The organism is Paenisporosarcina sp. HGH0030, assembly GCF_000411295.1.
Classification (GTDB): domain Bacteria; phylum Bacillota; class Bacilli; order Bacillales_A; family Planococcaceae; genus Paenisporosarcina.
On sequence record NZ_KE150421.1, the window covers coordinates 900,855 to 913,757 of the forward strand.

Annotated in this window: 15 protein-coding genes; all 15 read right to left on the bottom strand. The window is 39.5% G+C overall.

The features are described from left to right. Positions 1-204: 204 nt before the first annotated feature. The 15 genes from HMPREF1210_RS04425 to HMPREF1210_RS04495 all read right to left on the bottom strand — a co-directional run bounded on the left by HMPREF1210_RS04425 (position 205) and on the right by HMPREF1210_RS04495 (position 12,865). Entirely contained in the window at positions 205-1,305 is a 1,101-nt protein-coding gene (locus tag HMPREF1210_RS04425) for a prephenate dehydrogenase (protein WP_016427410.1), read from the bottom strand. Further along, the gene (gene hisC, locus HMPREF1210_RS04430; protein ID WP_036659712.1) at positions 1,302-2,402 is read right to left on the bottom strand and encodes a histidinol-phosphate transaminase; all 1,101 of its coding nucleotides are present in this window, start codon (positions 2,400-2,402) and stop codon (positions 1,302-1,304) included. The genes HMPREF1210_RS04425 and hisC overlap by 4 nt, the downstream gene beginning before the upstream one ends. Positions 2,403-2,422: 20 nt before the next feature. Beyond that, entirely contained in the window at positions 2,423-2,794 is a 372-nt protein-coding gene (gene aroH / locus HMPREF1210_RS04435; RefSeq protein WP_016427412.1) for a chorismate mutase, read from the bottom strand. Next, positions 2,791-3,897, bottom strand: coding sequence for a 3-dehydroquinate synthase (aroB, locus tag HMPREF1210_RS04440; protein ID WP_016427413.1), 1,107 nt, complete (start codon positions 3,895-3,897; stop codon positions 2,791-2,793). Before aroB ends, aroH begins: the two co-directional genes overlap by 4 nt. 3 nt (positions 3,898-3,900) lie before the next feature. Continuing rightward, positions 3,901-5,082 carry a chorismate synthase gene (gene aroC / locus HMPREF1210_RS04445; RefSeq protein ID WP_016427414.1) on the bottom strand — a complete coding sequence of 394 codons (1,182 nt, stop codon included), beginning with the start codon at positions 5,080-5,082 and terminating at the stop codon, positions 3,901-3,903. A gap of 318 nt (positions 5,083-5,400) precedes the next feature. Then, positions 5,401-5,847, bottom strand: a complete 447-nt coding sequence (gene ndk, locus HMPREF1210_RS04450) for a nucleoside-diphosphate kinase (protein WP_016427415.1) — start codon at positions 5,845-5,847, stop codon at positions 5,401-5,403. 107 nt (positions 5,848-5,954) lie between these two features. Then, positions 5,955-6,929, bottom strand: a complete 975-nt coding sequence (gene hepT / locus HMPREF1210_RS04455) for a heptaprenyl diphosphate synthase component II (protein ID WP_016427416.1) — start codon at positions 6,927-6,929, stop codon at positions 5,955-5,957. A 23-nt stretch (positions 6,930-6,952) separates the two neighbouring features. Further along, on the bottom strand, positions 6,953-7,654 hold the full coding sequence (locus tag HMPREF1210_RS04460; protein WP_016427417.1) for a demethylmenaquinone methyltransferase: 702 nt from the start codon (positions 7,652-7,654) through the stop codon (positions 6,953-6,955). 7 nt (positions 7,655-7,661) lie between these two features. Beyond that, positions 7,662-8,450 carry a heptaprenyl diphosphate synthase component 1 gene (locus HMPREF1210_RS04465; RefSeq protein ID WP_016427418.1) on the bottom strand — a complete coding sequence of 263 codons (789 nt, stop codon included), beginning with the start codon at positions 8,448-8,450 and terminating at the stop codon, positions 7,662-7,664. An 84-nt stretch (positions 8,451-8,534) separates the two neighbouring features. Then, positions 8,535-8,756 (bottom strand): trp RNA-binding attenuation protein MtrB, encoded by a 222-nt coding sequence (mtrB, locus tag HMPREF1210_RS04470; protein WP_016427419.1) that lies wholly within the window; start codon positions 8,754-8,756, stop codon positions 8,535-8,537. A gap of 70 nt (positions 8,757-8,826) precedes the next feature. Beyond that, entirely contained in the window at positions 8,827-9,396 is a 570-nt protein-coding gene (folE, locus tag HMPREF1210_RS04475; RefSeq protein ID WP_016427420.1) for a GTP cyclohydrolase I FolE, read from the bottom strand. A 386-nt stretch (positions 9,397-9,782) separates the two neighbouring features. Then, positions 9,783-10,055 carry an HU family DNA-binding protein gene (locus tag HMPREF1210_RS04480; RefSeq protein WP_016427421.1) on the bottom strand — a complete coding sequence of 91 codons (273 nt, stop codon included), beginning with the start codon at positions 10,053-10,055 and terminating at the stop codon, positions 9,783-9,785. 175 nt (positions 10,056-10,230) lie between these two features. After that, entirely contained in the window at positions 10,231-11,709 is a 1,479-nt protein-coding gene (spoIVA, locus tag HMPREF1210_RS04485) for a stage IV sporulation protein A (protein ID WP_016427422.1), read from the bottom strand. 228 nt (positions 11,710-11,937) lie between these two features. Beyond that, the gene (locus HMPREF1210_RS04490; RefSeq protein WP_016427423.1) at positions 11,938-12,654 is read right to left on the bottom strand and encodes a hypothetical protein; all 717 of its coding nucleotides are present in this window, start codon (positions 12,652-12,654) and stop codon (positions 11,938-11,940) included. A 7-nt stretch (positions 12,655-12,661) separates the two neighbouring features. After that, positions 12,662-12,865 carry a DUF2768 domain-containing protein gene (locus HMPREF1210_RS04495; RefSeq protein WP_016427424.1) on the bottom strand — a complete coding sequence of 68 codons (204 nt, stop codon included), beginning with the start codon at positions 12,863-12,865 and terminating at the stop codon, positions 12,662-12,664. Positions 12,866-12,903: the final 38 nt, after the last annotated feature.

Here is a 12,903-nt window from a genome sequence, read left to right on the forward strand (position 1 = left end):
ATAATAATTGCTCAGTATAAATTCATCTTTTTTCTTCGCAGATTTGAGAAGCTATACTCTCTCTTTATAGACTATCTTAAACGATTTAGTTAATCGTACATTTGCGTAAGCGTTGGTCTCATGCTTAACGCTCATGTGGGTGACCAACATCATGTTGGCCCGAGGAGGCTTGCCATTCGTCCGCGGAAAGAGAGCAGACTCACTCTATGATATATACGTTTCGTAGATTGTTTCATTTGCAATACAACCGCCCGCTTTATTTCGGTCTTCGATTGTCTGAAAGCTGATGACCAAAATCCCAAAAACATCTTCCCTCGTTTCAACAATTCGCAAGTTTGTAATGCTGATCATGTGTTTTGCCAGAAGTCCTGTTATTTCAGAAATGACACCAGGATAATCAGGAACATCCACATACAGATCAAATACAGAATACATGGCGCCTTGTGAAGTAATCGGCAATTCATCTCTGACGTATTTGGCTCTTGAAAAGTAGTGCTCTATATTTGAAGGTTCCGCTTCCATAAGCAACGTTTTTACTGTGTCCATTTCTTTTTGCCATTTTGTCAATTGATTGACCAATTCGATTCGATTTTGAATGGTTATATCTCTCCACATCACAGGATTCGATGAAGCAATCCGTGTGATATCCCGAAAACCACCTGCTGCCAATTGGCGAGTGAAGGGAAATTCTTCATTCTCACTGGATAATTGGTGAACCAAGGACGCAGCGACCAAATGTGGAAAATGACTGACTACAGCGGTCATATGATCGTGTTCAGACGCAGAGACTCGGAGAATCTTCCCCTTTGTCGGTTGCAACAACATTTCAAGGGTATGAATTTTTTCTTCATCTTCCTGTTCCAATGGAGTAAGCATGTAGTAGGCATTTTCAAATAAATGAGCCTTCGCTGCTTCAACACCACTTTTGTGTGAACCGGCCATTGGATGTCCTCCAATAAATGTAAGGCCAAGTTTTTTAAGTGATTTTGCTTTTTCCATGATGATTTTCTTTGTACTGCCGGTATCTGTAAGGATGACACCTTTTTTAAGCTGCCAATGCTGTGCTTCGTTCATTAACTGAAGCGTGGCATTGACTGGAGTCGCAAATACAATGATATCTGCCATTCTTGCAGAATCTTTTATACTGAGTGCCATGTCATGAATGACACCTAATTTTTTGGCTTTACGAACGGTGTGTGAGTCTGAATCAAAGCCAATTACTTTCACTTCAGGATTCTTTTGAATGGCCAATGCCAATGAACCACCAATTAAACCCAGACCTACGATTAGAACATGCGTTGTCATGCAAATACCTCTAATTCTTTTAAAACATCCGCCAACGCTTTTAAGAATGCATCATTTTGTTGAGTCGTACCTATAGTGATTCGAATATATCCCGGTGTTCCAAGTGCATTTCCACTACGGATAATAAAGCCTTTTTTAAGGAGACCTTCAAATACTGTATCGGCGTCAGCTTTTACTTGAAGAAGTACAAAGTTTCCTTGAGTGGGATACATATGTAGGTCATGTTTTGTGGCATATTCATTAAATTGCTGTTTTCCTAATTCGTTTTTGATAATACATTCCTTAAGAAATGCCGTATCTTGAAGTGCCGTCAATGCAGCGCCTTGACTGATTACTGTATTGTTGAATGGTTCACGGACCGGATCCAGACGAGCAATCAGTTCCTTTTGTGCCACTGCATAACCGACTCGAAAACCTGCAAGTCCATATGCTTTCGAAAACGTTCGCAAAATAATGACATTGCCATGATCTTTTAAGAGATCAACGGATTCTTTGTATGCGGGGTCAGTTACGAATTCGTAATAGGCTTCGTCAATCACTATAAGTACTTCTTCGGGAACTTTTTGAATGAATTGTTCCATCTGCTGATGATTGATTAGCGTACCTGTCGGATTATTTGGAGAACACAACCAAACGATTGCTGTTTTTTCATCGATTTGGCGAACCATTTCTTCCAGGTCATGAGCCCCGTCTTTCAATTGAACTTCACGAACCTCTGCACCCTCAATCACCGCATTATGTCGATATTGTGGGAAAGTAGGAATTGCCATGACAGTATTAACTCCTGGCTGAAGCAAAGCACGAGAAATCATCATGATAATTTCATCCGATCCATTTCCAAATAACAATTGTTCTTCTGCCACACCTACCGTTTCTGCCAAAGCATGACGTAAACCACTTGCGTATCCATCTGGATAAATGGCATGATTTATCGCTTGGTTTTCCAGGAATTCACGGACTTTTGGAGATGTTCCAAAAGGGTTTTCATTCGAAGCGAGCTTCACGATATGATCTAAGCCATAGATCTTTTTCACTTCATCGATTGAACGTCCTGGTTGATATGGTTTCATCCCTGTTAATTGGTTTTTCCACTTCATCGTCATTCGCCTCTACCTTCTTACTTATTGTTTGTTATTAAATCAGGTCGTAATTTAACTGCATCGTTCATGTATACATGATGAATATCGCGTTGCGATTTTTCCGTATTGACGTGCATCAATACACGTATACACAATGGCATCGCGCCTGGTACATCCATTTCATGGGTACACATAACAGGTACGTATGTCCATTCAGGAATACTTCGGACAGCTTTTGCAGGAAATGCAGAAGCTATATCAGTTGTCGTTGAAACCACGACAGATGCAACATCCTCAGGACTGATTTGGTTTTCTCTAGCCATTGTCAAAACAAGCTTCTCTGTCTCAATTAAAATATGAGATGTCGAATCTTCTGGTATGGTGGTCGCTCCTCGAATACCACGAATCATTTATGTACCTCCTTACTCCATTTTCGTAATTGTTCATGTGCCCGTACTACTTCTTCAACGGGGACAATTTTCATACATGGTTTTCCGATTTGTTCGAGTAGAACAAAATGAAGATCACCAAAAGAAGCCTTTTTATCACGTTTCATATAAGGAATGAGTTGATCGATTTCCTGCTTTAAAACAGGTTCAAATGAATACCCAAAACCGTTCAAAGCATTAAAAAGCTTTTTGGCTGTTCCTTCTTTGAGCGACAGTAGTTTTTCACTTAACTGAAGTGAAATCACAAGTCCAATTGCAACGGATTCCCCGTGCGTTATATTTCCGTATCCAACTGACGCTTCAATTGCGTGTCCATAAGTATGTCCTAAATTCAGATATTTCCTTACGGATTGCTCAAACTCATCCGCTTTCACTATATCAGCCTTTACTTGAATGCCTTTAACCAAGAAAGATAACTTCTGTTCTTCTGATATATTTTCAAGAGATTGATAAGAAAGCAAATCTTCCAACCAATTCTTATCCGAGATTAGAGCATGTTTTATTACTTCAGCCATCCCTGATAATACTTGTTGATTAGGCAACGTGGCTAATGTCGAAATATCAAAAATGACAGCTTCAGGCTGATAAAACGAGCCGATCATATTTTTCCCTTGCGGATGATTGACTGCCGTTTTCCCTCCAACTGCACTATCATGAGCTAAAATAGTTGTCGGTAATTGTATAAAAGGAATCCCTCGCATGAATGTAGAGGCAACAAAACCTACTACATCACCACATGCTCCACCGCCAAAAGCGAAAAGAATTGATTTTCTGGTACACCCTTTTTCGAGCAAAAACGACTGACATGCCATAAAGGTCTCCATAGATTTACTGGATTCCCCTGCAGGCAACCGACATATATGAACGGATGTATCCAAAAACGATTGGAGAGGTTTCAGCAATTTGTCCAAATGCAGATTGGCAACTGCTTCGTCGACAAAGATTACCACATGATCTGCATGTTTAATTTGCTTTTCATATAAAGCCAATGCAGGCTCGTATATGAATGAACCTACATGAACTTTGTATGATTTGCTTTCCGTGTCGATTGAAATAGTATGCATTCTTTAGAACTCCTTTGTATAGGCACGGTGCTGGTTGATTGAATTGAGAAGTTGTGGCATTTGATCACTATGGAATTGTTCCAAAATGGCATTGGCAATTTCCCACGCTACGACATGCTCTGCAACAACAGAGGCTGCAGGTACAGCACAACTATCTGAACGTTCTATACTAGCTTTAAATGGTTCTTTCGTAGATATATCGACACTTTGAAGAGGTTTATATAGAGTTGGAATGGGTTTCATTACACCTCGGACGACAATTGGCATTCCAGTGGACATGCCACCTTCCAGTCCTCCTAGTCGATTTGTTGTTCTGGTATACCCTTGTTCCTCATTCCAAACAATTTCGTCATGTACTTGACTGCCTGGTTTACGAGCCATTTCAAATCCTAATCCAACTTCAACACCTTTGAATGCATTAATGCTCATTACTGCCATTGCAAGTTTGGCATCGAGTTTACGATCATAGTGAACATAGCTTCCTATTCCAGCTGGCATACCCTCCACAATGACTTCCACAACTCCACCGATAGAATCGCCGTTTTCTTTTGCTTCATCAATTGCTTTGACCATTAATTCTGAGGCCTGTGGGTCCAAGCAATAAACAGGATCCGCTTCAATGATTTCACGAATTTGCTTTACATCTAGACCTTCCCAAGCGGATGGATCTGCTTTTATGCCACCGATTTCTGTCACGTGCGAAACAATGTTGATCCCCAATTCCGAAAGTAACTGTTTTGCCACTGCACCAACAGCCACACGAACAGTCGTTTCTCGCGCGGAAGAACGTTCCAAAACGTTTCTTAAATCTGAATGACCATATTTCATGCCGCCGACTAAATCCGCATGCCCTGGTCGAGGACGCGTAATTTGTCGTTTGATATCTTCTGGGTTCAATCCTTCTTCCAATGGTTCAATTCCCATGACATGTGTCCAGTGCTTCCAATCGTCGTTTGTAACCACCAGAGCAACTGGTGAACCTAATGTCTTACCGTGACGCACACCTGAAGTTATATCAACCGTATCGGTTTCAATTTGCATACGTCTGCCACGTCCATGACCACCTTGTCTTCTTTTTAAATCCTTATTGATCATTTCTGCTGTAATGGTTAATTGTGCGGGTAATCCTTCTATAATGGCGGTCAATTGTGGACCGTGAGATTCTCCAGCTGTTAAATAACGCATAACACTTTCCCCCTTCAACTCGCTAAAGTATTTTAAGTAACACTATAACACAAACCGATTTCATTTTCATCGTTCTTGAAAATATTAAAAAAAGTCCGAAAATTCCTTCGGACGATTTTACTTACTATTTTCATTATAGGCTATTTTAAACTTAACTGTTATATATAGTCCATTTGCGCTTGTTGCACATTTCAAGAATGAGCCTACAAGTATGAAAACAACTATTATGTATGCAAATATAGTTCCATTATATCGCAAAGCTATATTTGCTTAAAATAAAAAGCAGTCAAATGAAAAATCATTTGACTGCTAAGTTAATTAGTTTACCCAGTTGTTAGCGTCTTTTGAATAAGAAACTAGTTCTTCTTCTTTGAAGAATAAACCGATTTCACGAACAGCGCTATCTGCAGAGTCAGAACCGTGAATGATGTTTTTGCCAACAGTTACTGCAAAATCGCCACGGATTGTTCCTGGAGCAGATTCTTTAGGGTTAGTAGCACCTACTAATAAACGAGAAGTAGCGATTACATTTTCGCCTTCCCAAACCATTGCGAAAACTGGTCCAGAAGTAATGAAGTCTACCAATTCACCGAAGAACGGACGCTCTTTGTGCTCGCCGTAGTGTTCGCCAGCAAGTTCAGGTGTGATTTGCATTAATTTTGCTCCAACAAGTTGGAAGCCTTTGTTTTCGAAACGACCAACGATTTCACCGATTAGGTTACGTTGTACGCCATCAGGTTTTACCATTAAGAAAGTTCTTTCCATAATTAACACTCCTTCAATTGTATGTTAGAGATTTATCCCCAAAATAGTTATGGATACTTTATCCACCGTAAAAAATATTACCATTGTCTCTTCGTTTGTTCAACACATTAAAATTTACGCTTGCCCATATATAGTGCAATATCTCGTAATGATTTTTTTGCACGCGACGCTGGAAGTGCATCGATTTCTTTTAAAGCTTTCTGCAAATACCGGTTGCTGATTGCTTTGGACTTCTCAATTGCATCTGATTCCCGAATCTTTTTAACGAGTGCTAAACGCTCTGTTTCAGTCATATTTCCTGATAGAGCATGTTCAAGATCTGGTCTGAATTCCGGCAAATCTTTCAAGAACAAAATCGGTAAAGTTATATTACCTTGTATCAAATCAGATCCGGCAGGTTTGCCTAATTCTTTATCAGTAGACGTAATATCCAAAATATCATCAATTATTTGGAATGACATGCCGACATAATATCCAAACCGCTTCAGATGATTGACGGTTTTTTCATCGGCTCCCGAGACAACTGCGCCGAGCTGACAGCTTGAGGAAATCAACAACGCTGTTTTTCTTTTAATCCGTCTAAAATAATCCTGAAGGCGTTGATCCAATTTGAATTTGTCTTCAATTTGAATGATTTCTCCTAGGCATATTTCAACCATTGTATAAGATAGGATTTGATGCGCTTTTGGATTTTGGATGTTCGTTATGTATTCAAGAGCACGGGCAAAAATAAAATCGCCGGTATACATGGCGACTCGATTATTCCACTGTGCTTTTACCGTTAATTGTCCACGTCTCATTTCGGAATCATCTATTACATCATCATGTACCAATGAGGCCATATGAATAAGCTCCAGTGGGACGGCGACATGTTTAATTTGGTCAATTTGATAATTTCCAAACTTAGCTGCCAACAAAACAAAAACGGGCCGAATTCGCTTTCCGCCCGCATGCAATAAATGAAGAGAAGCTTCATTGAGTAAGTCTGAAGACGAATTCACCGCTATTTCCAATTCTTTTTCGATGAGATCTAAATCTGAACGCATATCAGAATAGAGCATCTTCAACTTCATCTTTTCCACAACAATTAACCTTCTCCCGCTATTTAAACTTTTTTAATGCCAATATGTCTCGCAGCTGCTCCGCCGCTATATGGCTTGTATTCAACTTGTTTGAATCCAGCATGTTCAAGCATTTTTGCAAGTGCCTTCATTCCTGGGAAATCTTTTGCCGATTCTTGTAACCAAGAATACTCTTTGTAGCTTTTGGCGAAAAACTTACCAAAGACAGGCATCACATATTTGAAATAAAAGCGAAACAGTTGTTTATAAACTGGCAACTCCGACTGCGAAGTTTCAAGACATACAAACATACCACCCGGTTTCAGGACGCGATGCATTTCTTTTAAAACCTGCATATAATCCGGTACATTTCGCAAACCAAATCCAATCGTAACATAGTCAAAGGTATGATCCGGATAAGGTAAATCCATCGCATTGCCATGAACAAGCTCAATCTGAGGATAATCTTTCACTTTTTCCATACCGACATTCAACATATTTTGACTGAAATCCAGTCCTATCGCTTTACCAGAGGACCCTACAGCTTGACCCATTGAAATCGTCCAATCGGCTGTACCGCAGCAAACATCCAATGTGGTGCTTCCTGGTTCAACTTTCATTCGCGACATCGTATCTTCACGCCATTTTATATGTTGTTGAAAACTGATGACTGAATTCATCTTATCGTAATTCCCTGAAATTTTTTCAAATACTTCATGGACACGTTGCTCTTTTGTTTTGGTCATGCCTAGGTCACCTTTCTCTCATGACTGACACTTGTTCATTCAAGCGGAGTTTGTACAAATCTAATAAGTATTTTCGGACAGGATGGCTTAATAGATGAGATTGTGAAATGTCTTCCATCATTTTGATTTTTTGATTAGAAAGTTCATGGTTCAGTAAGACGAGCCAGGAGTGTGAAAAATCAAATTCATCTTCGCTATCTGCTAACGACTCTTGAAAACGAGAACTTTTCCCTTGTTTCACTAGATCCAACTCGTATTCTAATCGATGAATCATTAAGCCTCGACGAACAAATGATTGATATCCCACGTACTCAAAGTGTTCATGAAATTGAACAATAGATAAACTTTCAATGGTCTGAATGGTTTCCATCCATTGATCAAATGATTGCTTTACGTTGTCATAGACAGATGCCTTTTTCTCACTGATATCGATAATGCCATTGGATAATGAACGTATCAAATCTATATTGGAGAGTTTGGCTAACATTTGGTAATAGAGACCACTATAGTAATCTCCGGCCAGCACAGTTAATTGCTGACTTTTGGACGAAGCATTTAATTCTTTAATCTGATCATGTGCCGCTAATGCACTATAAATGACTGCAACCGAAATAGCTGATTGTTCCTGCTCATCATTCCAATGCTCTCCATTCAAATATGGCAGAAGCAAAAAAAATAATCGGTCTTCGCGAAGATCCGGTTCGCCCGTATGGATACGAAGAGTCCGATGACGGACAGACATCAATATTTTCGACTTAAATTGTTCGATTGTTTGTTGAATGAATTGTTCGTTCATCGTACGTGCTCCATTTCGCTATATTGCCGGTGTCGTATTTTGTCATTATAGCACAGCAACGCTAGTCCTTCACGTAGACTGGACCTATTTTTTCGTTTCACTGTGAATCGTGCCATGAGTTGTTCGAATTTCTGCTTTCCCACGGATTTTCATCGCTGAAGTATGTTCAGTAAATTGTGCAATCATAACTTCGCCACGATCCAGTTTTTCTGAGTGATGAAATTTTGTGTCTGTGCCTCTAGTAAGTCCGATTACGTGAACACCATCTTCTTCTGCGCGGATTACGATATACTCCGTTTGTGCCATTCAGCATCCTCCTCCATGAACTTTATTGTCTATTTATCATAGCATAACCTAACTTTGTAAGTTTACTTGCTTAATTCATTTGAATGAACGATAAAATCTCACTACGTTTAATATCGTCTTCTTCGTAGACCCCACGTGCAACTGCCGTGACGGTTTTAGCTCCAGGTTTTTTTATACCTCGCATCGTCATGCACATATGTTCAGCCTCGATCACTACATATACACCATAAGGATTTAGCATCTCCATAATCGAATCTGCAATCGTAGACGTAATACGTTCTTGTAATTGCGGACGTCTTGCTGTTGTCTCTACTGCTCTCGCCAATTTGCTTAAGCCTGTAACGACTCCATCTCTCGGAATATAGGCGATATGCGCTTTTCCGTAAAAAGGAACTAAGTGATGTTCACACATCGAATGAAACGGAATGTCTTTTACTAAAACCAGCTCTTCATGGTCTTCATGGAAAACGGTTTTAAAGTATTCTTTAGGGTCTTCCTGCAGCCCTGAAAACATTTCAGCATACATCTTTGCCACACGTTTTGGCGTTTCAAGTAATCCTTCACGTTCTGGGTCTTCGCCTACTGCTTCCAGAATCATTTTCACTGCTTCTTCTATTTTTTGTAAATTTACTTTTGACATGATGGACGCCTCCTGAAATAATCACAACGCAAGCCAGATTGTTTTATGAGTTACTGCACTTTACTAATGCAGACGACACAAATCGAGCTTTAATCCTCAAAGAATAAAATGAAATTGAGAGATATGTAATGAATATAAATAATACTACTGAATCGTAGCATACCATCAAATGTTACGCAAAAACGCTTCATTCGTCTAGATTCTTTTTTAAAAAGAGAAAAGCTCTTATCTGGAGCGACACTGTAAACTGAAAAAAAGCTTCCAAAATATAAGGTGCTAGCGAAAATATATGTTAATTAAAAGTATCGTTTAACTAAACCAAATAAAAAAAGAACGACTTCTGTGAGAATTCACAAAAGCCGTTCTTATGTAGGTTCAGACACGTATTATTTTACCGCGTCCTTAAGCGCTTTACCTGGTTTGAAAGCAGGTACTTTGCTTGCAGCGATTTCGATTTCTTTACCTGTTTGTGGGTTACGACCCTTACGAGCAGCACGTTCACGAACTTCAAAGTTACCAAAACCAATTAGCTGGATTTTTTCACCCTTTGCAAGAGCATCTTGAATTGTATCAAATAACGCATCAACTGCTTTAGAAGCATCTTTTTTCGAAAGATCTGCAGCTTCAGCTACAGAGTTCACTAATTCTGTTTTATTCACACCATTCACCTCCTCTCAAAGGGGATGGAACCTCAATCATGTAAAAAGAGTATCATAACCAAAAAGCCTACGCAACAATATTTCCACCACAATTTCCAACTTCATGCAGAAAATGCCCTCATAACAAAAAAGAACGGGACTTTTCGCATAGTAAAATGCGATGCCCCGTTCTTTTTTATAGAATAAAGGTGACGCTCCCGCGATCGCCTTCGTTTACCATTCGTTCAATCGTCTCACGCATGCGTCTCTTCGCATGAGTTGGAACAGCTTCTGTTTTGAATTTCATGCTTTCCTTCAGCATTTCGTGAAGTGGAGTACCGAATAAAGATGTTTGCCATAAGGCATCACGGTTGTGCAGGTAGGCATCTTTTAAATCTTTTAATAACTGTTGACTATGGAATTCCGAGCCAATCAATGGTGAGAACTCTGCATCCATATCTACACGGATAATGTGTAGTGAAGGTGCTTTTGCTTTCATCCGGACACCAAAGAAATTATTTTCTTTAATTAACTCTGGTGCTGAAGGCGTGAAATCTTCCATTGTCGGTAGAGTCACACCATAACCACTTTCTTTTGCCATTTCAATGGCTTCGTGGAACCTTAAATATGATTTTTTTGCATATGATGCTTCTTTTACGTATAAAAGCCAATCTTTTTTCGAGACAATCGGCTCTTCCAGGAAGTCCTGATATACCGATTGAAACGCATCATCTGTTAAATCGATTTGAATGGATGCTTTTCCTTTACCTGCATTCACTTCAATGACTTCAGCGTTTGCAACGTGAGGTTCTTCAGATAAAAATGTAGCCAGATCTTTCACATCTCTGATTTTTGCAACTTGTTGAGACCAAGAATCCAAAGAATTTTGAATCGATTGTTTAAGTGGATGATCACTTTCCAATACATCCATCCATTCCGGTTTCAAAAGTTCAAATGTTGTCACTGGAAACTCATACAGCGCTTCTTTCAATACCCATTGAATCTCTTGGACTGTCATTTGATCCACAGCTGTCGCAATGACCGGCACGTTGTATTTGTCACATAATTCCTGGCGCAATGCATGAGTTTGATCATGAGCCGGGAATCGGGTATTCAGAACAACTACAAAAGGTTTTCCAATCTCTTTTAACTGACCGATAATTTCTTCTTCAACACCCTCGACTGCTGATCTCGGAATGTCGTTAACCGAACCGTCTGTTGTCATTACAATCCCAATTGTAGAATGGTCACGGATAACTTTATCTGTGCCGATTCTTGCAGCTTCCTGGAACGGGATTGGTTCATGATGCCATGGTGTGTGAACGTACTTCGGACCGTTCTCATCTTCATGGCCTTTTACACCCTCAATAATATATCCTACACAATCCGCCAGGCGAATATGGAATCGGAATGCGTCGTCACCCACTTGAATGCTAGTACCATGAGCTGGCACAAATTTCGGTTCAGCTGTCATAATTACTGCACCAGGAGAGCTCTGAGGTAGTTCATCTTGTGCACGGATTCGGTCCACTTCGTCCGTCATATTCGGAATTACTAAACTTTCCATTACCCGCTTTACAAAAGTAGATTTTCCTACTCGTACCGGTCCAACAACACCAATGTATACATCTCCATTTGTCCGTTCGGCTATTTGTTGATAAAGCTCTTCAGCCATATCGTTGCCCCCTTTCCTACGCACTTTATCGTATGCACAAAAAAAACGTTTCATGCATATGCACGAAACGTTTCTCTTTATTTCTTTAAATTCTAGTTCAATAAGTAGCATAAAAATAGCCGAGGAGGTCAATGCGGCGTAGTTTTCGAGCACCGCAGCGTATGTTCTCAATACGTGAGGAGCAAGAAACAAGCCAACGAAGAGATCTGATAGCTATTTTTAGCGGATCTATTTAACTTCCTTTTGTAGAAATTCTGGTTCATTCTTTTCATTGACAGTGTATGGTAGCGAGTAAGCTGGCAAAACAGGGTATTTGTCTACCAATAGATAACGAATATCTTCACCAGGTTTGACATCTGGTTTATCTTCTTGGAGGATGCGATTTAACTCAATCGAGTAATCGATATAAATAGACCCATCTCCCGTTGCAACTAATGGGAGATTTACGTTTGAATATGGACTAGGTACTGTTTGTTCCTCTTTGTAACCCATGATTTTGTAATCCAGTTTATATACATTTTCCGCGACTTGTTCCGCTATAGGCCCATACCCATTTGCGCCAAGTTTAATATTTAATTCTCTTATTTTTTCAGCAGAACGTAAATCAACCAATTTGACCGTTGGATTTTCTTCGACATCCATGATGACATATTGAAACAAACCACCATTTTCGTACGAATTTGGAGGAATTTCACTTAAATAAGCCGGAACAATCTTTTCGAAATCAATCGGATATTTAATGTATTGATCAACATCTTGATCCCTTGTTTTAATAGGCAATAAACCATCTGTAGTCTCTTGGAATTTTTCTACAGCGGCTTGTACTGAAGCCAATTGTTCTTCATCGGGTCTTTGATTTTCTACCCGTTCCGATTCGGGATACATACATCCCGACAACAATATTGCAATGAGGATTAATAGACTTAATTGTGATATTTTCTTCATGATTTTCTTACGCCCCCCCTGTTGGACCGCTAAATACGATATATATCATACATAAGAATCCAATGATTAGAAGTACATATGAAACAAGTGCAAATAGAAATTTAATAACACGATTATTGATTTTATTTCGACTGACATAAATTAAGCACATAGAAATCATCATGAAGCCCATTGCAGCAAACGAAATCCACATTTTGTCTAGTGATGACATAAAATTAACCACCTTTCACTATCTCTCAACGAATAAGT

What these genes read in the sequence shown, in the direction of transcription:
- HMPREF1210_RS04425 (WP_016427410.1), bottom strand. Translation starts at nt 1,305, where the DNA reads ATGACAACGCATGTTCTAATCGTAGGTCTGGGTTTAATTGGTGGTTCA.
- hisC (WP_036659712.1), bottom strand. Translation starts at nt 2,402, where the DNA reads ATGAAGTGGAAAAACCAATTAACAGGGATGAAACCATATCAACCAGGA.
- aroH (WP_016427412.1), bottom strand. Translation starts at nt 2,794, where the DNA reads ATGATTCGTGGTATTCGAGGAGCGACCACCATACCAGAAGATTCGACA.
- aroB (WP_016427413.1), bottom strand. Translation starts at nt 3,897, where the DNA reads ATGCATACTATTTCAATCGACACGGAAAGCAAATCATACAAAGTTCAT.
- aroC (WP_016427414.1), bottom strand. Translation starts at nt 5,082, where the DNA reads ATGCGTTATTTAACAGCTGGAGAATCTCACGGTCCACAATTGACCGCC.
- ndk (WP_016427415.1), bottom strand. Translation starts at nt 5,847, where the DNA reads ATGGAAAGAACTTTCTTAATGGTAAAACCTGATGGCGTACAACGTAAC.
- HMPREF1210_RS04460 (WP_016427417.1), bottom strand. Translation starts at nt 7,654, where the DNA reads ATGACCAAAACAAAAGAGCAACGTGTCCATGAAGTATTTGAAAAAATT.
- HMPREF1210_RS04465 (WP_016427418.1), bottom strand. Translation starts at nt 8,450, where the DNA reads ATGAACGAACAATTCATTCAACAAACAATCGAACAATTTAAGTCGAAA.
- mtrB (WP_016427419.1), bottom strand. Translation starts at nt 8,756, where the DNA reads ATGGCACAAACGGAGTATATCGTAATCCGCGCAGAAGAAGATGGTGTT.
- folE (WP_016427420.1), bottom strand. Translation starts at nt 9,396, where the DNA reads ATGTCAAAAGTAAATTTACAAAAAATAGAAGAAGCAGTGAAAATGATT.
- spoIVA (WP_016427422.1), bottom strand. Translation starts at nt 11,709, where the DNA reads ATGGCTGAAGAGCTTTATCAACAAATAGCCGAACGGACAAATGGAGAT.
- HMPREF1210_RS04490 (WP_016427423.1), bottom strand. Translation starts at nt 12,654, where the DNA reads ATGAAGAAAATATCACAATTAAGTCTATTAATCCTCATTGCAATATTG.
- HMPREF1210_RS04495 (WP_016427424.1), bottom strand. Translation starts at nt 12,865, where the DNA reads ATGTCATCACTAGACAAAATGTGGATTTCGTTTGCTGCAATGGGCTTC.